The following is a 22448-nucleotide window of genomic DNA, read 5'->3' as shown; positions in this document are numbered from 1 at the left end:
TCAGCCGAAACGGCCGGTGATGTAGTCCTCCGTTGCTTGTTTACCTGGCTTCAGGAAGATTTGATTGGTCTCGCCATACTCGACAAGTTCGCCCAGATACATATACGCTGTGTAGTCGGAAACACGGGCGGCTTGCTGCATGTTGTGGGTCACGATGAGAATCGTGACGCGCGACCGCAGTTGACTGATAAGTTCCTCGATGCTGCCCGTTGCAATCGGGTCCAAGGAGGAAGTTGGCTCATCAAACAATAGAATCTCGGGGTCGGTCGCCAGGCACCGCGCGATGCACAGACGCTGCTGCTGTCCCCCGGAAAGCGCGGTACCCTGTGACTGCAACCGGTCCTTCACTTCGTCCCATATGGCCGCTGCACGTAGCGCCTCCTCAACACCCTCATCAAGCCTCGAGCGGCTCTTTTCACCCCGCAGCCGCAACCCGTAAGCGACGTTCTCGTAGACGGACTTGGGGAAGGGGTTCGGCTTCTGAAACACCATGCCAATGCGCATCCGTACTTCAATGGGGTCGACTCTGGGGTCGAGGATGTTGGTGTTGTCCGGATATAGCCGGATGCTGCCCTCATACCGGTTGCCGGGATACAGGTCGTGCATGCGGTTGAATGAGCGTAGAAGTGTCGATTTGCCACACCCAGACGGTCCAATCAAAGCGGTCACACGCTTCTCCTGGATAGGAAGATTGACTCCCTTCAAAGCATGGAACGCGCCATAGTAGAAGCCGAAGTCGATGGCAGCCGCCTTGACTGTTGACGGTTCCAGGGCGTGAGGTATAAGCCCTGGCGAAAAGTTATTGCGTGCAGGAGCGGCGGGTTCCCGCTGGCCTTCCGCGGGCATGGTGTTGCTTACCATTTGATGGCCTTCCTCAGACGATAGCGAATCCAGATGGCGAGTGCATTCATCGAAAGTGTCATCAGAACCAGGATGAAGCCGGCGGCCGCGGCGTTCCGTTGAAAGGCCTCTTCGGGCCGGGATGTCCAATTGAACATCTGAATCGGCATGACGGTGAATCCCGACCAGAGCCACTCGAAATTGAGCCAAGGGAAATCTGGCGAAACGGGGGACTGCGGCAGGAATGCGATGAAGGTCAGCGCCCCGATGGTGATGATGGGCGCAGTCTCACCGATGGCCCGCGACATGCCAATGATGACACCGGTCATGATACCGGGCATGGAATACGGCACGATGTGGTCACGGGTGACCTGCCAGCGAGTGGCTCCCAGTGCATACGCGCCCTCACGGATATGCTGCGGGATGGCTCGAATCGACTCGCGCGTAGCGACAATGACGATGGGGAGGATAAGAAGAGCGAGCGTCAAGCCGGCAGACAGGATGCTCTGACCGAACCCAAAGCCATAGACGAAGATGCCCAGGGCAAGCAGCCCGTAGACAATGGACGGAACACCAGCGAGGTTGGTGACATTGATTTCGATGATGTCGGTAACCAGGTTCCTGGGCGCATACTCCTCCAAATATGTGCCGGCAGCGACGCCCAGCGGAACGGCAGTGACTGCGGTGACAAGCATCACCAGCAGGGAGCCAACCCAGGCGGAAAGGATGCCAGCCTGTGGGGCTCGTCTCGAAGGAAAATTCGTGAAGAACTCGGGAGTTAGGCGCTCCCAGCCCGTATAGGCCATCTGGAGGAAGAGCGCGACGAATGCCAGCACGCCCACAAGCAGCGCGAGAAACCCTGCGATGGCGAAGAAGAGGTCCCATCGCTTGTTGGTCCTGATGATGCGGCGAATGGCGTCGAGCGGCGGCAGTGGCATGGCGTGCCCCTCAATAGGCTTCGCGATAGCGACGGCGGAGGACGTGGCCGAGGATGTTGAAGAGCAACGTCATCAGCATCAGCGTCAGACCGGCGGCGAAAATGGACTGATAGCCGATGGAACCGTGAGGCAGGTCACCTAATGCTACCTGAACAATGTAGGCGGAGATGGTTGCAGCAGGCTGCAGCGGATTCATCGTGAAATTGGGCTGCATGCCGGCGGCCACCGCAACAATCATGGTTTCACCGACCGCACGAGAGATACCCAGGATGTAGGCCGAGAGAACGCCGGACAAGGCTGCCGGTACGACGACCCGCATAGCGGTCTGGAACCGTGTGGCGCCCATCGCGTACGAACCTTCTCGCAAACTCATCGGTACGGCGCGCATGGCATCCTCGGCAAGGGAACTGACGTAGGGGATGATGGCGATGCCCATTACGAGCCCGGCAGATAGCATATTGAAGCCGGGTAGGGAAGGTATCCACGCTTGTAGCAGCGGAGTAACCACGGTGAGTGCAAAGTAACCGTAGACGATAGTCGGAATGCCGCCGAGTAATTCCAGGAACGGCTTAATGACTTCCCGAACTGAGGGATTCGCGAACTCGGAGAGGTAGATGGCGATGGTGGTGCCCAGAGGAATTGCTACGGCCAGGGCTACCAGAGAAGTGGTCAATGTGCCGAGCAGCAACGGAAGGATGCCGTAGCGTGGCTCGGCGAAAAGCGGTGCCCACAGCGTATCGGTGAAGAAGTCCCCGACCGGGATATTGGCGAAAAAGTGGGCTGATTCGCTAACCAGTACCCACACGATTCCCAGCGTGGTAATAACCGAAACCGAGGCAGCAAGGAACAGAATGAATTCAATCAGGCGCTCAGTGGTATTCCGGAAGGCTTTCTTGGCGAGTCGCTCACTGACCACATGCGAGGTCACGTCATCCGCTGAAGTGGTAAAGGTTGAGGAGTCCGGCATAGGAGCCTTCACGCGAGCGTTATGACTGGGCGCGGACTGATGCGCGCGCCCAACGACCGTTACAGCTTTGCTTCGCGGGCTAGTACAGACTCGATAGTTGCACCGACGTCCGCTTCGCCGCCGAAGACCGTGCCGAGCTTCTTCCTGGCCAGGTGTTCAGCGGCTGTCGTGTAGGCCTTTGCCGGCAGAGGCACGTACTTCACCTCTGCAGCCAACCGCTCACCGTTCTGCAAATAGTAGGTCACGAACTCCTTGACCTCAGGCTTGTCGAGAGACTTCTCGTTGACGTAGATGAAGATTGGTCGCGAGAGGGGATTGTAGGAGCCATCAATGACGCTCTTCTCGCCCGGAAGAACAGGCTTGCCAGCCTTGTTCACAATCGGCACAGCCTTGAGTTTGCTCTTGTTTTCTTCGTAATAGGCGTAGCCAAAGTAGCCGATGCTATTCACATCGCGCGAGACGCCCTGGACCAGAACATTATCGTCTTCCGAGGCGGTGTAGTCACCGCGCGAAGCCTTGGCTTTGCCAACAACGGCTTCAGTGAAGTAATCGAAAGTACCGGAATCGGAACCTGCGCCGAACAGCTTCAAGGGCGCGTCGGGGAAGGATGCGTCAACTTGCTTCCAGGTAGTGACCTTGCCCTGCGCCGCTGGCTCCCACATCTTCTTGAGCTGCTCGACGGACAGTTGCTTGACGAATGTGTTCTTCGGATTGACCACCACCGTCAGCGCATCGAAGGCAATGGGCAACTCGTAGTACTTGATACCAGCCTTGGCGCAGGCCTCCATCTCCTGTTTGAGGATGGGGCGGGAGGCATCTGTAATATCAGTTTCGCCCCGGCAGAACTTCTTGAAGCCACCCCCGGTTCCTGAAATTCCGACGGTGACCTTGATGGCATTTTTCTTCGCCTTCTGAAAGTCTTCTGCAACGGCTTCCGTGATGGGATAAACGGTGCTCGAGCCATCGATTTTCACGATAGCCTGGCCATGCGCAGCATGCGAACCTACAGTTAGCGCTACTGCCGCGAGGACGGAGTGAGAGGAGAGGCGCATCACGGACTCCCTGAGCAAATGAGTGGACAAGGCCAGATTAGGAAGTACATTTCCATAAATCTAGGCGTATAGAAGCATGGGCTCGACATATGGCGACGAGATGACCGTCCAGACGCCGGAATGACATGCTGCGCTCCAGCGTTGCGCTATCGGACTCAAGGGCCCTACATTTCAACAAATGATGAAGAGCGAAACTGCAGTTGCGGCTCTAGCTGCACTTGCCCAGACCTCCCGACTTTCCATATTCCGTCTCTTGGTCCAAGCGGGTCTTGACGGTGTGAATGCCGGCCGCATTGGCCAAGAGCTAGGCGTGCCGCCGGCGACACTATCCTTCCATTTGAAGGAACTTGTGCACGCTGGCTTGATTGCGAGTACGCAGGAAGGGAAGTTTGTTATCTACCGCGCCCAGTTCGACCGTATGAACGAGTTGATTGGGTTCCTCATGGAGCACTGCTGCGACGGGCATCCCGAAGACTGCGGCATTGCTGGCGTCCAATGCACGCCAAAGAGTGCCAAGCGGACGAAGCCAGCTGTCGAGGCTGCCTGATAGGCGTTCCCCTTGCCTTCCCGGGCCGTGGCTCCGCGTGCGAGCAGTTTGATGCTGAGGATAAGGCGTCTATGCCAGTGCCTGGGCTGAGGGCAAAGCTCTGGGGATATGTGGAGAATGGACCGCACCACGTCGTCTTGTTCTGTGCGGCGCTTTCGCTCGCCCTGATTGCGATCCTGTGCTGGCGCGCGGCTGGCATCCTCAATGAGCGCCACCTGGCACAGGTACGGCACGAACTGGACCGCACCAAGGTCGCCGTCACGGCATTCATGGAGCAGGAGCTGCGCCGGGTGCAGACGCTGCGCCAGGTAGCCGAGGAGTCGCTGCAATCCCGGCAGGGCAGCGATGCGACCGCGCCGGATTCCCAGTTGCAGGCCGCCTATGCCGGCCGCAACCAGCCGACCTGGCAGCTGCCGCTATCCGCGGGCGGGCCCGTCGCTGTCGGCTTTGGACCCACTGAGCTTGCCAGGCTTCCCGCGTATCTGCGCAATGACGAGACCCTGCTCGCGGATCTGGCCGCGGCGCGTACGGTGGGACGCTTGCTGCAGATCACGGCCGGCAATCTCGAGTTTGAAGCAGCCGGTCGCTTCGTGTCCCGCAACGGCTTCTATATCGGGGTGCCGCAAGACACCATCGCGCCCCATCGCGGGCTGGAGCGTTTTGCCGGCATGCCCCTCTATCGCGACACCATGCCAGACCGCAACCCGCAGCGGCACGTGGTGCGCACGCCTGTCTACGTTGGGCTGGCCAGGCCGGAGCTGCGCTTCGCAGTCAGCGCACCGGTCTACCTCGGGAACGACTTTCGCGGCGCCGTCGTGCTGGAAATCAGCCAGCGCATGCTCAGGCGTGCGCTGGGCGAGACCGTGCCGGGGCCGGGCAAGCGGATACTGGCGGCGCGCAACGGCGAGGTCATCGCCATCAGCGAGCCAGGCATGGCGCCCGGCCAGCAATGGCCGCGAGATTTTGGGGGGACGTGGCGCAATGAATCTGCCGCTGACTTGTGGGCGCGCGGGGAGGGCACGCTGCGGCGCGCGGGTCAGCATCTGCTGTTTCGCCGGGTCGGTAGCACCGACCTGTTGCTGGTGGAGGAGATTTCCGACGCGCAGCTCGCCGCCGCCTTGTTCCGGGATCTGCGCTGGCCGCTGGTAGGCGTGGTGGTGAGCATTGGCCTCTTGCTGTGGGCGTCGCTGGCGGTGATCTCGCGGCTGTTCGCTCGCCTTATCGAGCGTGGCGAAGCGTTGCGCGCGCTGGCCGAACACGACGCGCTGACAGGGTTGGCCAATCGGCGCGCGTTCGAGCACCGCTTCCGGCTCGAACGCGATCGCCGGCATCGCAACCCTGAGCCGCTGTCGCTGGTGCTGGTGGACGTCGACCATTTCAAGCGTATCAACGACACCTGGGGCCACGCCAACGGCGATCGCGCGCTGGTCGCGCTGGCCGACGCCTGCAGGGACGGCTTGCGTACCGTCGATTTGCCGGCGCGCTTCGGCGGGGAGGAATTTGCCCTCCTGCTCCCCGCTACCAGCCTTGCAGAGGCCAGCCGCGTGGCCGAGCGCCTTCGCGCAACGGTAGCCGCGCTGGCGGTGCCCGCCATCGGCGACGAGGCTTGGCCCGACGACGATGCCCACCGGATCATCTCGTTCACCGCTTCATTCGGGGTGGCGGAGATGGGTGCGGACCGCGTCGACGAACTCGAGCAACTCGTCGGCGTGGCCGACCGGCGGCTGTATCAGGCCAAGGCGATGGGCCGCAACCGGATCGTGGCAACCGATGTGGCAACCGATGACGCAGCGGTTGCCAGCGCACCATCCCCTACAGCGCGATCTTCACGGTCTTGAACACCGTTCCCCAGCGCTCGACTTCCTGCTTCAGGTATTGCCTGAACTCTTCGCGCGAGCCGCCGACCACGATCGCGCCCTGCGACTCCAGCTTCTCGCGCAGGTCCGGCGACGCCAGCGCCTTGTTCACTTCCGCATTGAGGCGGTCGAGGATCGGCTTGGGTGTCCCGGCAGGTGCCAGCAGCCCGTTCCAGGAGTCGGCTTCGAAGCCGGGCAGCCCCGATTCGTCCATGGTGGGAAGCTGCGGCATCTGCGGCAGCCGCTTTTTCGACGCCACCGCCAGCGCGCGCGGGTTGCCGGACTTCAGCGCCGGCAGTGCCGACATCGACGTCATGAAGACCATGTCCACGGTCCCGGCCATCAGGTCGGTCAGGGCCCCGGACGCACCCTTGTAAGGGATATGGAGCATGTCGATGCCGGCCTTCTGCTTGAGCAGTTCGCCGGCCAGGTGCTGCGAGCCGCCCGCGCCGCTGGAGCCGAACGTCAGGCTGCCCGGGCGCTGCTTTGCGAGGGCGATCAGCGACTTCAAGTCGCGTACCGGCAGTTTGGTCGACACCGCCAGCACGGCCGGCGCGTTCATGACATTGGCGACAGGCTCGAAGCTCTTCTGCACGTCGAACTTCAGCCCCTTGTACAAATACTTGGTCATGGTGATGGGCGCCGCTGCCAGCAGCAGCGTATAGCCGTCCGGCGCCGCCGACGCGACATACTCCGAGGCAATGTTCGAGCCGGCGCCGACCTTGTTCTCCACGACCACGGGCTGGCCCATTGACGCCTGCAGCTTGCTGGCCAGCAACCGGGCCGTAAGGTCGGTCGGGCCACCAGCCTGGTAGCCGACGATGATGCGGATCGGCTCGGATGGGTAAGCGGCGGCAGCCACTGCTCCGGTCGGGGCGAGGGCGGTGCCGAGCGCCAGCAGGATGCCGGCCACCGTGCCTCTGGACGCGCGAGGTTGTTGCATGTTGTTGTCTCCATGTGTGATCGGGGATGCGGGCGCCTTCGGCGGGAAACCGGGCGCTTCTACCGCTCGCGTCGTGCCGCTTGGCAGCACCGGTGCGGACGGTCCGTTCCAGCGCAATAGTGGGCGATTCCTCCGCGGGGGAGAAATTCCGATTCCGCTGTGTGGGATGACAAAAACTCAACCCTGCAAGGAAGGCCGTGCGCGCACGTCGCGGTCTTCCAAAAAGTCATGGCTGGCCCCGCAATTGGAAGTTCTCATCCGGCTCCGGGTCGGCGACGATCAGGGTCCAGCCACGCTGCGCCCGTGCGCGCGAAGATGAACACGACACCATGACGATCATCGAGACCTTTGCGGCTTACGCCGCCGATCCCGGCGCAGGCGCCGACACCCCTGAAGTGATCCATCACGCCAAGCGTGCCGTGGTCGACTGGTACGCCGCGCTGATCCCGGGCGCGGTCGAGGCGCCGGCGACGCTGCTTGAGCACGCGCTCGCCGACGATCTCGACCGGGGCGGCGCGCGGCTGGCACTGGGACGCAGCGCTACCGCCAGGACGGCCGCGCTGATCAACGGCACCGCCGCGCACACGGTCGAGGTGGACGATATCTACAAGCACGCCATCTATCATCCCGGCGCACCGACCATTGCCGCCGCACTCGCCGCGGGGCAGCAACGCCAGGTCAGCGGCATGGCCTTCCTGCGCGCAGTGGTCACCGGCTACGAGGTGTCGACCCGCATCGGCGCCGCCATGGGCCGCACCCACTACCGCTACTGGCACAACACCGGCACCGTCGGGACCTTTGGCGCGGCGGCAGCGGCCGCCGCCATCCTGAAGCTGGACGCGATCCGGACTGCGCATGCGCTGGCAACCTGCGCGACCTTTGCCGCGGGCCTGCAGCAGGCGTTCCGCATGGACTCCATGTCCAAGCCACTGCATGCCGGCCGCGCCGCCGAAGGCGGGCTGCTGGCGGCACTGGCGGCCGAGGCCGGTGTCACCGGCTCGCTGGACGTGATCGATGGCGAAGCCGGCCTTGGGCGAGCCATGAGCGATGGGCCGGACTGGCCGGCCGCTGCCGCGACGCTGGGCCGCGAGTACAACATCACGCAGATGACCTTCAAGAACCACGCCTGCTGCGGCCACACCTTTGCCGCCATCGACGGCGCGCAGGCGCTGCAGCGCGAGCACCGGTTCACCGTGGATGAGATCGAGAGCGCAAGCGTGGCCACCTACGGGCCGGCGCTGGAGGTGGCCGGCAACCGCAATCCGCGCACGGCCGCCGAAGCCCGCTTCAGCCTGTCCTATGCCGTGGCAAGCGCGCTGATCCATGGCAGCGTGCGGCTCGCGGCCTTTACGCCGGAACGTCTTGCCGATCCCGCCATCCGCGCCTTGATGGGCCGCATCGAGCTGCAGGTCGACCCCCGGCTCGATGCGGCATTCCCCGGCCAGCGCGCGGCGCGCGTCACGGTGCGCACCCGCGATGGCAGGGCGTTCGAGTACCTGCAGCCGAACCGCAAGGGCGATCCGGAAGAGCCGCTCAGCGACGCGGACCTCAACGACAAGTTCCTCGAACTCGCCGGACCGGTGCTGGGCACGCCGGCGGCAACGGACTTGCTGCAACGCCTGTGGCAGCTCGAATCTGCGGCGTCGCTGCCGTGATGGCGGGCGGTGGGTAGTCCCGCCGGGCCCCGCGTTGCCTGGCCGATATAATGAGTACCCACTTTCAGGCATGCAAACGGATGGCGCGGCGTATCCCTCCCATGAACCCGTTGCGGGTTTTCGAAGTCGTTGCCCGCACCCAGAACCTCACGCTGGCTGCGCAGGAGCTGCATGTCTCGCAATCGGCCGTCAGCCGGCAGATTGCGGTCATTGAAGGCTATCTCGGCGTGGAGCTGTTCCGCCGCGAACGGCATGGCGTCACGCTGACACGGGCGGGCCAGGCTTACGCCGAGGAGGTCGTGCCTGCCTTCGACGCGATCGCCAATGCCACCGCGCGCCTGCTGCGCAGCACGTCGCAGGGCGCCTTGCGGGTCCGCACCTACACCACCTTCGCCGCCAAGTGGCTGATCCCGCGGCTGCCCGATTTCCAGGCCCAGTATCCCAGCATCGAGGTCCGCATCGACAATGCCATCCCGGATGTGGATTTCGACCGCGACCCCGCCGATGTCGCGATCCAGTACGGTGACGGACGCTGGCCGCGGGTCAGCGCCGAACTGCTGTTCCATGACGAGATCGAGCCCGTCTGCACGCCGGCTTACCTGCGCGCGCACCGTGCGCCGCGGGGCAAGCTGGAGCCGCTGCTGCGCCACCGCCTGCTGGTGTCCCACTACCGGCGCACCGACTGGGACGACTGGCTCGCCTTCGCAGGCCTGAGCGGCATCGCGCAGGGCACCGAGCGCATGAGCTTCGGCAGTTCGGTTCTGACGTGGCAGGCAGCGCTGGACGGACTCGGCATTGCCATCGGGCAGACGGCGATGCTGAAGGCCGAGTTCGACCACGGCCGGCTGGTGCGCCCGTTCGCGCTGCCCCTGACGCGCGACAAGGGCCATTACCTGGTGCGCCCCGCAGTGCAGCGCGATCGCGCAAGGTAGCGATGTTCCGCGACTGGTTGCTGGAGACTGTGGCGCGCGAGAAGGCTGACGCCACTGAGCCATAAGTCCCAGATCGGCCCCCACGGCCGCACGGCGCCGCTGGCATGAGTTTTTGTTCTGGCTCGCCGCCAAACGCGAAGTTCACAACGTTCTCGATTTCACCGATCCTGACCCTGTCGACGATCCGAATCCAAGAGAACAGACCATGAACTTTGAACTCAGCGAAGAACATCAGGCATTTGCCGAATCGGTGCGCCGGTTCGCGCAGGACCGGCTCGCCGCCGGAGCGCTGGAGCGCGCCCATTCCGCCCAGTACCCCTGGGACGTGGCGCGCATGCTGGCCGACCAAGGCCTGCTCGGCATCGCCTTTGCAGAAGAAGACGGCGGGCAGGGCGGCACGCTGATGCATGCGGTGATTGCGATCCAGGAGATCGCACTGGTCTGCCCGAAGAGCGCGGACATCGTGCAGGCGGGCAACTTCGGCCCCATCCGCACCTTCGTCGAATACGCCAGCGCCGAACAGAAGGCACGCTTCCTGCCGGACCTGCTGGCCGGCAGGAAGCTGATTGCGCTGGGCATGACGGAGCCGGATGCGGGCTCGGCCGTGACCGAGCTGAAGACTTCCGCGCGCCGCGACGGCGACCACTACGTGATCAACGGCAGCAAGATCTTCTCGACCCATAGCCCGGAGGCCGAGCTGTTCCTGGTCTATGTGCGCTTCGGCCCGGGCGTGGGCGGCATCGGCTCGGTGCTGGTGGAGCGCGGCACCCCGGGCTTCCAGGTCGGCGAACCGTCGAAGTTCATGAGCGGCGAGGAATGGTGCCAGCTTTACTTCGAGGACTGCCGCATCCCCGCCGCCAACCTGCTGCTCGGCGAGGGCGGCTTCAAGCGCCAGATTTCAGGCTTCAACGTCGAGCGGCTGGGCAATTCGTCGCGCTCGCTGGCGCTCGGCCGCCATTGTTTCAACGTGGCGCGCGAGCACGCGCGCATCCGCAAGCAGTTCGGGCGCGAACTGTGCGAATTCCAGGGCGTGCAGTGGAAATTCGCGGAGATGGCGCTCAAGCTCGAATCGGCGCAGTTGCTGCTGTATCGTGCCGCGATGGAAGGCGAGCATGGCCTGCCCTCGGCCCACAGCACCGCCATGGCCAAGCTGGCCTGCAACCAGGCTGGCTGGGATGTTGCCAACGAGGCGCTGCAGATCATGGGCGGCATGGGCTACAGCCAGGAATCGATCGTGGAATACTGCCTGCGCCGGATCCGTGGCTGGATGATCGCGGGGGGCTCCATCGAGATCCTGAAGAACCGCATCGCGGAAGGCGTCTTCGAGCGCACGTTCCCGCAGCGCGCGCCGAAGGCAGGCTGACCCGGTGCTGTCGCCCCAGGCGACTAGCGGATATACAAAGACAAGACAGGCAGGCATTAAAGGCAGGTAATCCAGGATGAACACCACAACCACCGTTCCCTTCCATGCGGATCCCGCGCTGGCCCAGGCGCTGCTCGCCCCTCGCAGCGTGGCGCTGTTCGGCGCCTCGGACGACGCGGGCAAGACCGCCGGCCGGCCACTGAAGTTCCTGCGTGCGGCAGGGTACGAGGGCAACATCTACCCGATCAACCCGAACCGCAGCACCGTGCAGGGCGAAACGGCCTATGCGAGTTTGGGCGCATTGCCCGAAGTCCCCGAGCATGTGTTTATCCTGACGCCGACCGACACGGTGCCGGATGCGGTGCGCGAATGCGCCCGGCTCGGCGTGAAGGTGGTCACCATTCTGGCGAGCGGCTTCTCGGAATCCGGCGCCGAAGGCGTGGCGCGCGAAGCCGCACTGCGCGCGCTGTGCGAGCACGGCGAGACCCGCGTGCTCGGCCCGAGCAGCCTTGGTGTCGTCAATCCGCGCGCGGGCCTGGTGCTGACCGCCAACGCGGCCTTCGCGGAGCCGGAACTGCCGCAGGGGCGGGTGTTCGTGGCCTCGCACAGCGGCAGCATGCTCGGTGCACTGGTGTCGCGCGGCAAGACCCGCGGCGTCGGCTTTGCCGGGCTGGTGTCGGTGGGCAGCGAATCGGACCTGTGCGTTGGCGAGATCTGCATGGCCACGCTGGACGATCCCGCCATCGACGGCTACCTGCTGTTCCTGGAGAGCCTGCGCCATGGCGACAAGCTGCGCGCCTTCGCGCTGGAGGCGGCAAGGCGCGGCAAGCCCGTGATCGCCTACAAGCTCGGGCGTTCGGCCGCCGCGGCCGAGATGGCAGCCACCCACACCGGCGCGCTGGCCGGTGAGGATGACATCGCGGATGCCTTCCTCAAGGATCTCGGCATCGCCCGCGTCGGCGTGCTCGAAGCGCTGCTCGAGGCCTTCCCGCTGGCCAGGCGTATCCCGCTGCACGGCGCAGGCGCGCCGCTGCGCCGCGTCGGCGTGGTGACCACCACGGGCGGCGGCGCGGCGATGGTGGTGGACCAGCTCGGCATCCGCGACGTGGTGGTCGAGCCGGCCTCCCCGGCCACGCTGGAGAAGTTCGCGGCGGCAGGCATCGCCGTGTCGGCGGGCCGCGTGCTCGACCTGACCCTGGCCGGCACCAACTACAACGTGATGAAGGGCGCGCTCGACATCATGTTCGATGCGCCGGAATTCGATATCGTGCTGGCGGTGGTCGGCTCGTCCGCACGCTTCCAGCCCCAGCTTGCGGTGAAGCCGATCATCGACAGCGCTGCCAGGCCCAAGCCGTTGGCAGCGATGCTGGTACCCGACGCGCCGGAAGCACTCGGCGCGCTGACCGCGGCAGAGGTGCCTTGCTTCCGCTCGCCGGAGGCCTGCGCGGACGCCATCGCCGCGCTGCTTGCGCGCAGGACGCCCGGCGCGCAGCCCACGGTGCAAGGCGCGGGCGCTGCGACCGCCGCGTCGCTGAGCGAAGCGCAGGCGTACGCGATCCTCGACGAACTGGGCGTGCCGCATGCCCCTGCCGCGACCATGCCTCTCGCAGGTCCCGCAGGCAAGCTGCCCTTTGCCTTCCCGGTGGTGGCGAAGGTGTGCTCGGCGCAGATCCCGCACAAGACCGAGGTCGGCGGCGTGGTACTGGGCATCCAGGACCAGGCCGGGCTCGACGCCGCGCTGGCCACGCTGCGGCGGAACCTGGCCGAGCGCGCGCCCGACACGCCGTGCGACGAAGTGCTGGTGCAGCCCATGACCCGCGGGCTGGCCGAGGTCCTGGTGGGCTATCGCGTCGACCCCGAAGCTGGTCCCGTGATCATGCTCGCCGCCGGCGGCATCTGGGCCGAAGTCGCGCGTGACCGCAGCATCCGGCTCGCCCCCGTCAGCGTCGAGGTCGCGCGCGAGATGATCGCCGAGGTCAAGGCCCTGCAGACCGTATCGGGCCTGCGCGGCAGGCAGCGCGGCGACCTCGATGCGCTCGCGCGTGCCGTCAGCGCGCTGTCGCAGCTCGCATGCAAGCCGCAGCTGCGCATTGCCGAGGCGGAGGTGAATCCCATGATGGTCCTGCCCGAAGGACAGGGCGTGCTCGCCGTCGATGCGCTGGTGCTGAGATCATGACCGCGCGCGCAGCCGACCTCCATGCGGCAGGCGATGCGGGTTTGCTGGCCCGGCTGGAGCGCGTGGCCATTCGCCACGACGTGGCGCACCTGGGGCGCACCGTGGTCTGGCGCCGGTTTGGCGAAGGCACGCCGCTGGTGCTGCTCCACGGCGGCCACGGCAACTGGATGCACTGGGTGCGCAATATCGAGGCGCTGGGCACGCGTCATGCGCTGTGGATTCCGGACATGCCGGGCTTCGGCGACTCCGATACGCTGGCCGGCGACGACCATGCCCCGGACCGGCTCGACCGCCTGGCACAGGCGCTGATGGCCACGCTCGACCAGCTCGTGGGCGAAGGCAGCGAGCTGGGCATCGCCGGCTTCTCCTTTGGTGCCCTGGTTGCCGCTCAGATGGCGGCCACGCGGCCGCGGGTCACGCGGCTTGCGCTGCTGGGCCCGGCCGGCCATGGCGGCCCGCGGCGCCAGGGCCAGCCCATGCAGGACTGGCGCATCGACGACGAGGAGGAAATGCGCCGCAGGCTGCGCCACAACCTGCTGGCCTTGTTGCTGCACGACGAGGGGCTCGCAGACGGGCTCGCCATGGCCGTCCATGAGCAGGCATGCAAGGCGACCCGCTTTCGCAGCCGCACGATCTCGCGCCAGGCAAGCCTCGGCGAGGCGCTCGCGGCATACGGGGGTCCGACCTTGCTGATGTGGGGCGAGCACGACGTCACCGCGGTGCCGCTCGACGTGGCGCAACAGCTGGCGTGCGGCGCGGGCCACCGGGACTGGTGCGTGATTCCGGCGGCCGGACACTGGGTCCAGTTCGAGCGCTGGCAGGAAGTCAATCCGATGCTGCTGCGCTGGTTCTCTGAAGCGGGGCAGCACTGATGCGCGCGAACTGAGGGAATGGGATTCAGGCCTGGCCCGGCGAAAACACCATGCACACCGGGCTGCCGGTCTGCGCGCTGAACCCTGTGGGCGACAGCCGGCCCGACGACGGATGGATGTGGAAGGCGACGATGGTGTCGCTGTCTTCATTGAGCGCGTAGAGCAAGCGCCCGTTGGGATGGGTCGCGAAGAAGCGCGGCGTGCGCCCCTGCGACAGGTCCGTGCCGGCAAAGCGCAGCAGGTCCGTTCCCGGGTCGACGGCAAACACCGCGATGCTGTCGTGGCCGCGGTTGGACGCATAGACGAAGCGGCCGCTGCGATCCACCTCGATCTCGGCCGCGCGGCTGTTGCCGGTGAAGGTTTCGGGCAAGGTTGGCAGGATCTGCACGGGCGTGAGTTGCGCGGTCGCGCGATTGTACGCATACGTCGTGACCGTCGAGTCCAGCTCATTGACGACGTAGGCATGGCGGCCGTTGGGATGGAAGACGACGTGGCGTGGCCCGGCCGACTCCCGTGACTCGACAAAGGCAGGCGACGCCGGTGTCAGCTTGCCGTTGTCGAAGCGGAACGAGAACGTGCGGTCGAGCCCCTTGTCCGGGACGATGACAAAGTTGCCGGACGGGTCGAACGGGTTGAAATGCGGCTTGGCCTGCTTTTGCTCGGTACGGTGCGGCCCGATGGGGCCGTCCAGCCTGACCAGCTGCGTCATCTCGCCCAGTGCGCCGTCATCGGTCAGCGGCAGCACGGCCAGGCTGGCGCCGATGTGGTTCGAGACCACGATGTACTTGCCCGTCGGGTCCAGCGCCAGGTGCACCGGGTTCTTGCCGTGGGTGCTCTGCCGGTTGATGAACTCGATGCGTCCGGTGGCGCGGTCGACCGCAAAGGCGCTGATGTCGCTCATGTCGCCATGCACGCTGTAGAGGCGGTCGCCCCGCCGGTTCAGCGCCAGGAAGGACGGATTGACCAGGTCCTTGACCACCTGGGCCGGTTCCAGGGCACCGGTGTCCGCATCCACGCGAAACACGCTGATCCCTTCTCCGCGGGCGTTGCGATCACGGGTGGTCCGTGAGCCGAGATAGGCGTACATGAACTTTCCTTTCGATGGATGGGTGTTGGTCCTGACGCTGTGCTCAGCATGCGCGGGAATGGCGATCGCGCCAATCCCCGCGAGGGCGACGGCGGAGGCTGCGCCTTGCAAGAGCCGGCGTCGGCTCTGTACGGGGTGAGGGCAGCCTGCGCCAGGGTATCGATGCTGCACTTCCGTCTCGAGCGTTGAGGGTGTTGACATAGGGCTTCGGGTTTTCACTTGATTGCATTTTTGATCAAACACATGCAAAAATACAGTCATGGAAAACACTAATCACTTCCCGGCAGGGTCGATGAATGTCGACAGCGCCACTTATCGCATCGTTGACCTTCCCGCCCTCATCGGCGCAAGGCTGTGGCGCTTGCCTGTCGTGCTCCGACTGCTGCTGGAGAACGTGATCCGCAATGCCGAGGGCAGGGAGCGCGACGAGGCCGTCGCCGGCATCCTGGCCTGGCTCGAGCGCGGCACCAGCGAGGTGGAGATTGCCTACCAGCCCGGGCGCGTGCTGATGCACGACACCACCAGCACCCCCGCCCTGGTCGACGTCGCCGCGATGCGCGATGCCGTCGCCGAAGCCGGCCGCGACCCGAACCTGCTCAATCCGGTGCTGCCGGTCGATTCGTCGGTGGACCACTCGCTGGCGGTCGAGTACTACGCCCGCGCCGACGCGGTGCCGCTGAACCTGGAAACCGAGACGCGCCGCAACGCCGAGCGCTACGGCTTCCTGCGCTGGGCCTCCAAGGCCCTGCACGGCGTGCGCATTCATCCGCCGGGCACCGGGATCATGCACACCATCAACCTCGAACAACTGGCGACGGTTGTCAAGACCGAGACCCGCGGCGGCGAGCCGTGGGCGGTGCCGGACACCATGATCGGCACCGACAGCCATACGCCCATGATCAACGGCATCGGCGTACTGGGCTGGGGCGTCGGCGGGCTGGAGGCGCAGACGGTGATGTTCGGCATGCCCGTGATGCAGCGCATCCCCGACGTCATCGGCGTGCGCCTGACCGGTGCGCTGCAGGCCGGCGTGCTGGCGACCGACCTGGCACTGACCGTCACCAAGCGCCTGCGCGACCTCGGAGTCTCGGGCGAGTTCGTCGAGTTCTTCGGTCCCGGCGTCTCGACGCTGTCTGCCGGTGACCGCTCGGTGGTGGCCAACATGGCGCCCGAGTACGGCGCCACCACCGGCTTCTTCCCGGTGGACGAGCACACCCTGGCGTACCTGCGCAGCACCGGCCGCGACGAGGCCGCGATCGCGCTGGTCGAGGCCTATACCCGCCGCGTCGGCCTCTGGTTCGACGGCGAGGCGCAGCCGCGCTACACCACCGTGCTCGACCTGGATCTCGGCACCATCGGCATGCATGTGGCCGGCCCGCGCCGGCCGCAGGACCTGCTCGGCTATGCCGATACGGCACGCGCGCTGCAGCCCTTTGACTTCACCCCGTCGCGCGCCCGCCCGGACATGCCGAAGCACCCGGTCGCGATCGCGGCGATCACGAGCTGCACCAATACCACCGACCCCGCGCTGCTGGTCGCCGCCGCGCTGGTCGCACGCAAGGCGCGCGCGCTTGGCCTGCGCGTGCCGTCGTGGATCAAGACTTCGATGGCGCCGGGATCGCCCGCCGCCGCGCGCTACCTGGAACGCGCCGGGCTGATGGAAGACCTGGCGGCGGTCGGCTTCGACATCGTCGGCTACGGCTGCACGACCTGCATCGGCAACTCCGGCCCGCTGACCGAGCCGATCCACGACGCCATCGCCGACGGCAGCGCGCTGCCGGTCGCGATCCTGTCGGGCAACCGCAACTTCCCGGGACGGGTCCATCCCGACCTGAGCCTGGGCTTCATCATGTCGCCGCCGCTGGTGGTCGCGTTTGCGCTGGCGGGCAACGCCGAGGCCGACCTGAGCCGGGACGCGATCCAGACCGGCGCGGACGGTACGCCGGTGTTCCTGAAGGACCTGTGGCCGACGCGCGAGGAGATCGCCGCACTAGTGGCGCGCGGCGCCGAGCCTGCCGACTACCGCGACGCGTTCCGCGTTGCCACCGCGAACCCGCTGTGGCATGCGTTGCCTTCGCCCGACACGCCGCGTTATCCGTGGAACCCGGCGTCGACCGCGTTGCGCCGCCCGCCGTTTGCCTCGATCGACCAGGGCAGCCAGCTCGGTTCGTACGAGGCTTACCCGCTGCTGGTGCTCGGCGACGACATCACCACCGACCATATCTCGCCGGCCAGCGCCATTCCCAAGGACAGCTTTATCGCTGATTTCCTGGTATCGCGCGGCGAGGATCGCGACGACCTGAACGTGTTTGCCTCGCGCCGTGGCAACTGGGAAGTGATGATGCGCGCGGCGTTCTACAACAAGACGCTGGTCAACCTGCTGCATTCCGAGGTGCCGGTGGGCCACACGCTGCACATTCCCGGCGGGCAGGTGCAGCCGATCTTCGAGGTGGCCGAACGCTACCGCGCCGATGGCGATGCGGTCGTGCTGGTTGCCGGCGAACGCTATGGCACCGGCTCATCGCGCGACTGGGCCGCCAAGGGGCAGCGCCTGCTGGGGATCCGGGCGGTCATTGCGCTGAGCTTCGAGCGGATCCATCGCTCCAACCTGATCGGCATGGGCATCCTGCCGGTCCGGCTGCCCAGGAACGCGGGGCCTGACACGTTGCATATCAAGCCTGGCGACAAGATCCACGTGGATGCCCCCGCGCATGCGATCGCGCCGCGCTGCCGGATCCCGGTGCGAATCGTGCGCGCCAGCGGCGCCGTCGACGAGATCGAGGCAACGGCCGCGGTCGAGACACAACTGGAAGTCGAGCTGCTGCGCCGCGGCGGCGTCATCCCGTTGATCCTGCACAAGACGCTCGCGCAGCCGGCGGGTTGAGCGGCAGCAACGCCACGACGTCATGCACTACGACAAGTCCATTGCCACACTGAACCCTGACCTGTATTCCCATGCGCCCTGATCCTGAACTCCTCGCCGCCTTTGCACCGACCGGCGTGCTGCGCGCCTCCATCAACCTCGGCAATCCCATCCTGGCCAATCGCGGCGAGGACGGGCAGCCGTTCGGTGTGTCCGTCGACCTCGCCAACGCGCTGGCGCAAAGACTCGGACTGGAACTGAAACTGGTCGTGGTCGATGCCGCCGGCAAGTCCGTCGAGGTCGTATCCGGCGAAGAGGCTGACGTCGGCTTCTTTGCGGTCGATCCCAAGCGCGCCGCGACGATCCGCTTCACGGCGCCCTATGTGCTGATCGAAGGCTATTACCTCGTGCGCGACGACTCGCCGATCCGCAGCAACGCAGAGGTCGATGTGGCAGGCAACCGCGTCGCGGTTGGCAAGGGCAGCGCCTACGACCTGTTCCTGTCGCGCGAGCTGAAGGCGGCGCAGATCGTGGCCGCGCCGACATCGCCGGCGGTGGTACAGACCTTCCTCGAACAAGGCCTGGAAGTGGCCGCCGGCGTCAGGCAACAGCTTGAAGCCGATGCAGCGAAGCACCCTGGACTGCGTTTGCTGGACGAGCGCTTCATGGTCATCCGGCAGGCGATGGGTATCGCGCAGAGCCGGGGCAGCCGCGCCGCGCAATACCTGCATGCGTTTGTCGAGGAGATGAAGGCAAGCGGCTTTGTCGCGCAAGCGCTGGCACGCCATCGGATCGCCGGTGCGTCGGTCGCGCCTGCAGAAAACCTTGCCTGAGCAGTCTTTGCTGTCCCGCGGGTAGCGAGCGGCAGCAGCACGAACCGGCTCTTCGCAACAAAGTGACGAGCCGTTGATCTGCGTTTCCAATTTGATAACGATCGCCAGCCTCTGAGGTCGCATCCGCTTTGCGGAAGCGAGGTGCCGTCTGGCGCGCTTCTCCTGTAAATCAACGCCTTATCAGGCCGCTCCGCTTTGCCATTGCCTCCGGATCATTCTCCGATCGCGAACGATACTTTCGCCATTCCTCACTTTTCATCGCAGTTCCCACTGCATAGCATCGAAGAAAACAAGTTCCATGTTGCTGCGGCCGGCCCGGCCCCCGCACTTCGGAGACAACACCAGGCACAGGGCAACCACCTACGCCCTGCTTTCCACCGCCTCAGGCGGACCTGCATTCCTGCACCGGCAGCCGCGCTGCCGGCACAGACCACCGAACAGCTTGAAAAAAGGAGACTCCATGCTTGCCATCATCAACCGGCTTGCGTCCGCCACGGCGCTGACATTGCTTACCGCTGCAGTGCCCCTGCACCTTGCCCACGCACAGGCACCACTGGAACTGAAGATCACCGCCCCGGCCGCGCCCGGCGGCGGCTGGGACGGCGCCTCGCGCTCGCTGCAGCAGGCCATGGTCGCGAGCGGCGCGGCGAAGAGCGTGCAGGTCAACAACATCCCTGGCGCCGGCGGCACGGTGGGCCTGGCGCAGTTCGTCAATAACGCCAAGGGCGACGGCAACCAGCTGATGACGATGGGCATCACCATGCTCGGTGCGGTAGTCACCAACAAGGCGCCGGTCAGCCTCGACAAGATCACGCCGATCGCCCGCCTCACCGCCGATCCGCTGGTGGTAGTGGTACCTGCCAACTCGCCGCTGAAGACGATCCAGGATCTGTCGGCAGCCATCAAGGCGGATACCGGCAAGGTGGTCTGGGCAGGCGGCTCGGCAGGCGGCGCGGACCATATGCTGGCGGCACTGGTGGTCAAGTCGGCGGGCGGCAACACGGCCCGGCTGAACTACGTGCCTTTCTCGGGTGGCGGTGAGGCGCTGGCGGAAATGCTGGGCGGGCGCGTCACGGCGGGCGTGTCGGGCTACAACGAGTTCGAGAGCCAGATCAAGGCCGGCAAGCTGCGCGCGCTGGCGGTCTCGTCGGCGCAACGGCTGCCCGGCATTGCCGTGCCGACGCTGAAGGAGCAAGGGCTCGATGTCGAGCTGCTGAACTGGCGCGGCATCGTGGCCGCGCCCAACGTGTCGCCGCAACAGGCCGCCGCACTGGCCGCTGCCGTCGAGAAGGCCGTGAGGTCGCCGGAATGGCAGAAGATCCTGAAGGCCCGCGGCTGGGACGATGCCTACCTGCCCGCGGACAAGTTCTCGGCCTACCTGAAGACCGAACAGGCGCGCGTGCGCGACATCCTCGCTTCGATCGGACTGGCGAAATGAAAGCGATGTCCACTGATGCAGACCGCGGTCGAGGCGCCGTGACCCCTGCCACCCCCGCCACGCCCGCCACGATCAAGCGCTTCGAGCCGGCCAAGGCCATCGTCGGCGCCGGGCTGTTGCTGCTGGCGCTGGTCGTGTTCATCGATGCGAGCCAGCTCCCGCCGCCGCCGGCCGCCGGCGTCGGCCCCTCGGCCGGCATGCGCTTCGTGGCCGTACTGCTCGCCGTGCTCGGCGTGGGGCACCTGGTGGTCGCTGTGCGTCGCGGCACGGCCGAGGCCACGGCGCCGCGCGGGCCGATGAACTGGAAGGCGGTCGGCTGCGTGCTGGCCGGCTTGCTGGCGCTGATCGCCGCACTGCAGCTGCAGCTCGGCTTCGTGCTGGGCGCCACGGTGCTGTTCATCGCCACCGCGCGCGGCTTTGGCGAACGGCGCATGCTCAGGTCGGCCGCGATCGGCCTGGTCCTGAACCTGCTGGTGTATGCGTTCTTCGCCAAGGCATTGTCGCTGGGGTTGCCCGGCGGCCCGCTGGAACGCCTGGTCTTCGGTTGAGCGGGAGTCGTCATGGATGTCTTTACTTTTCTTGCACAGGGCCTCGCCGTCGCGGCGCAGCCCGGCAATCTGCTGTTCGCCGGCATCGGCGTGCTGCTCGGGACGATGGTCGGGATCCTGCCCGGCATCAGCCCCTCGCTGACGGTGGCGCTGCTGCTGCCGGTCACGTTCAAGCTCGATCCGACCGGGTCGCTGATCATGTTCGCCGGGATCTACTTTGGCGGCATGTACGGCAGCTCGACCACGGCGATCCTGATCAATACCCCGGGTGAAGCGGCCTCGATCGCCACCGCGATCGAAGGGCACCGCATGGCGCGCGCCGGCCGCGCAGGCCAGGCGCTTGCCACGGCCGCCATCGGCTCCTTCGTGGCCGGCACGCTGGCGACCGTGGGGCTGGCGCTGCTGGCGCCGGTGCTGGTCGACGTGGCCGTGCAGTTCGGCCCATGGGACTACTTTGCCCTGATGGTGCTGGCCTTCGTCACGGTATCGGCGACCTTCGGCGATTCCACCCTGCGCGGCCTTACCAGCCTGGCCGTCGGCATCGGCATGGGCCTGATCGGCATTGACAAGCTGACCGGGCAGGCCCGCCTGACCTTCGGCGTACCCGAGATGCTCGACGGCATCCAGGTCACGACGCTGGCCGTTGGCCTGTTCGCGATGGGCGAGACCTTCTTCTCGGCCGCGCGCTTCACCGGTGTGCAGGACAAGATCGAAGCCGTGAAGGGCGGGCTGCGCATGACCGCGACCGACTGGAAGCGTTCGTGGAAGGCCTGGCTGCGCGGCACCGCGCTCGGCTTCCCGATCGGGGCACTGCCCGCTGGCGGCGCGGAAGTGCCGACGTTGCTGTCCTACACCATCGAGCGCAAGCTGACCGACCACAAGGATGAGTTCGGTCGCGGCGCCATCGAAGGCGTCGCCGGACCGGAGGCCGCCAACAACGCCGCCGCCACCGGCACGCTGGTGCCGCTGCTGACGCTCGGCCTGCCGACCTCGGCGACCGCTGCGATGATGCTGGCCGGCTTCCAGCAATACGGGCTCGTGCCCGGCCCGCTGCTGTTCGCCGACAAGCCCGACCTGGTGTGGGGCCTGGTGGCCAGCCTGTTTATCGGCAACGTGATGCTGCTGGTGCTGAACCTGCCGCTGATCGGCATCTGGGTGCGGCTGCTCAAGCTGCCGCAGCCGTGGCTGTATGCCGGCATCCTGGTGTTCGCGGCAATGGGCACGCTGGCGGCGAATCCCTCGATCGTCGAACTCGCCATGCTGGTCGTGTTCGGCCTCATCGGCTTTGCCATGCGCTGCCTCGATTACCCCGTGGCGCCGATGATCGTCGGGCTGATCCTGGGGCCCATGGCCGAAAGCCAGTTCCGCCGGGCGATGCAGATGAGCCTGGGCGATCCGTGGGTGTTCCTTTCCCATCCCGGCTCGGCTGCCTTGCTGGCCATCGCCGCCGCCGCGCTGATCGCGCCGTTCGTCTTCAAGGGCCTGCGCAAGATGCACGGCTCGGACGACTGACCGAGGGGCGGCCACGCCGCCCTGAC

The 22448-nt window shown here is 66.0% G+C and carries 18 protein-coding genes; 12 read left to right on the top strand and 6 right to left on the bottom strand.

Features of this window, described 5'->3' with window-relative positions; all coding sequences use genetic code 11:
* From pstB to AC10V3_RS33665, 4 genes are read right to left on the bottom strand one after another with little or no spacing between them, the layout of a single operon-like run.
* Complete coding sequence (gene pstB / locus AC10V3_RS33680; protein WP_022539750.1) at positions 1-861, bottom strand: phosphate ABC transporter ATP-binding protein PstB; 861 nt, start codon at positions 859-861, stop codon at positions 1-3.
* Positions 855-1778, bottom strand: coding sequence for a phosphate ABC transporter permease PstA (pstA, locus tag AC10V3_RS33675; protein ID WP_490923958.1), 924 nt, complete (start codon positions 1776-1778; stop codon positions 855-857). Before pstA ends, pstB begins: the two co-directional genes overlap by 7 nt.
* A 10-nt stretch (positions 1779-1788) precedes the next feature.
* Positions 1789-2745: a phosphate ABC transporter permease subunit PstC gene (gene pstC / locus AC10V3_RS33670; protein WP_490923957.1), complete on the bottom strand. Its 957-nt coding sequence runs from the start codon at positions 2743-2745 to the stop codon at positions 1789-1791.
* Positions 2746-2804: 59 nt separating this feature from the next.
* Complete coding sequence (locus tag AC10V3_RS33665) at positions 2805-3719, bottom strand: PstS family phosphate ABC transporter substrate-binding protein (protein ID WP_490923956.1); 915 nt, start codon at positions 3717-3719, stop codon at positions 2805-2807.
* Between the two features lie 259 nt (positions 3720-3978).
* Between AC10V3_RS33665 and AC10V3_RS33660 the strand changes: the two genes are divergently transcribed.
* Positions 3979-4344 (top strand): ArsR/SmtB family transcription factor, encoded by a 366-nt coding sequence (locus tag AC10V3_RS33660; protein ID WP_490924328.1) that lies wholly within the window; start codon positions 3979-3981, stop codon positions 4342-4344.
* Positions 4293-6182 carry a diguanylate cyclase gene (locus AC10V3_RS33655; RefSeq protein ID WP_490923955.1) on the top strand — a complete coding sequence of 630 codons (1890 nt, stop codon included), beginning with the start codon at positions 4293-4295 and terminating at the stop codon, positions 6180-6182. Before AC10V3_RS33660 ends, AC10V3_RS33655 begins: the two co-directional genes overlap by 52 nt.
* Here the strand turns inward: AC10V3_RS33655 and AC10V3_RS33650 are convergent.
* Positions 6157-7143: a tripartite tricarboxylate transporter substrate binding protein gene (locus AC10V3_RS33650; RefSeq protein WP_490923954.1), complete on the bottom strand. Its 987-nt coding sequence runs from the start codon at positions 7141-7143 to the stop codon at positions 6157-6159. The two genes, AC10V3_RS33655 and AC10V3_RS33650, sit on opposite strands and share 26 nt — an antisense overlap.
* Positions 7144-7472: 329 nt before the next feature.
* Here AC10V3_RS33650 and AC10V3_RS33645 point away from each other — a divergent pair, with 329 nt between their 5' ends.
* The 5 genes from AC10V3_RS33645 to AC10V3_RS33625 all read left to right on the top strand — a co-directional run bounded on the left by AC10V3_RS33645 (position 7473) and on the right by AC10V3_RS33625 (position 14141).
* Positions 7473-8798 (top strand): MmgE/PrpD family protein, encoded by a 1326-nt coding sequence (locus tag AC10V3_RS33645; protein WP_490923953.1) that lies wholly within the window; start codon positions 7473-7475, stop codon positions 8796-8798.
* Positions 8799-8899: 101 nt separating this feature from the next.
* On the top strand, positions 8900-9730 hold the full coding sequence (locus AC10V3_RS33640) for a LysR substrate-binding domain-containing protein (RefSeq protein ID WP_490923952.1): 831 nt from the start codon (positions 8900-8902) through the stop codon (positions 9728-9730).
* 205 nt (positions 9731-9935) lie between these two features.
* Positions 9936-11093, top strand: coding sequence for an acyl-CoA dehydrogenase family protein (locus tag AC10V3_RS33635; RefSeq protein ID WP_454753467.1), 1158 nt, complete (start codon positions 9936-9938; stop codon positions 11091-11093).
* A gap of 76 nt (positions 11094-11169) precedes the next feature.
* Positions 11170-13269 carry an acetate--CoA ligase family protein gene (locus tag AC10V3_RS33630; protein ID WP_490923951.1) on the top strand — a complete coding sequence of 700 codons (2100 nt, stop codon included), beginning with the start codon at positions 11170-11172 and terminating at the stop codon, positions 13267-13269.
* Entirely contained in the window at positions 13266-14141 is an 876-nt protein-coding gene (locus tag AC10V3_RS33625) for an alpha/beta fold hydrolase (RefSeq protein ID WP_454753465.1), read from the top strand. The genes AC10V3_RS33630 and AC10V3_RS33625 overlap by 4 nt, the downstream gene beginning before the upstream one ends.
* Positions 14142-14166: 25 nt before the next feature.
* On the opposite strand, the gene AC10V3_RS33620 is transcribed toward AC10V3_RS33625, so the two are convergent.
* A complete protein-coding gene (locus tag AC10V3_RS33620) occupies positions 14167-15228 on the bottom strand; it encodes a lactonase family protein (protein WP_454753464.1) in 1062 nt (353 codons plus the stop codon).
* 259 nt (positions 15229-15487) lie between these two features.
* On the opposite strand from AC10V3_RS33620, the gene acnA reads away from it, so the two are divergent.
* The 5 genes from acnA (at position 15488) to AC10V3_RS33595 (ending at position 22422) form a co-directional block, all read left to right on the top strand.
* A complete protein-coding gene (gene acnA, locus AC10V3_RS33615; protein ID WP_454753463.1) occupies positions 15488-18112 on the top strand; it encodes an aconitate hydratase AcnA in 2625 nt (874 codons plus the stop codon).
* Positions 18113-18183: 71 nt separating this feature from the next.
* Positions 18184-18924 (top strand): ABC transporter substrate-binding protein, encoded by a 741-nt coding sequence (locus AC10V3_RS33610; RefSeq protein WP_454753462.1) that lies wholly within the window; start codon positions 18184-18186, stop codon positions 18922-18924.
* Between the two features lie 460 nt (positions 18925-19384).
* Positions 19385-20362 carry a tripartite tricarboxylate transporter substrate binding protein gene (locus AC10V3_RS33605; protein WP_454753461.1) on the top strand — a complete coding sequence of 326 codons (978 nt, stop codon included), beginning with the start codon at positions 19385-19387 and terminating at the stop codon, positions 20360-20362.
* A gap of 38 nt (positions 20363-20400) precedes the next feature.
* Positions 20401-20910, top strand: coding sequence for a tripartite tricarboxylate transporter TctB family protein (locus AC10V3_RS33600; RefSeq protein ID WP_349607267.1), 510 nt, complete (start codon positions 20401-20403; stop codon positions 20908-20910).
* Positions 20911-20922: 12 nt separating this feature from the next.
* Positions 20923-22422, top strand: a complete 1500-nt coding sequence (locus AC10V3_RS33595) for a tripartite tricarboxylate transporter permease (protein ID WP_454753460.1) — start codon at positions 20923-20925, stop codon at positions 22420-22422.
* Positions 22423-22448: the final 26 nt, after the last annotated feature.

The sequence above is a fragment of the Cupriavidus sp. PB-02 genome, assembly GCF_058252315.1.
Note: the sequence above shows the minus strand (reverse complement) of the source record. Positions and strands in the feature narration are given on the sequence as shown.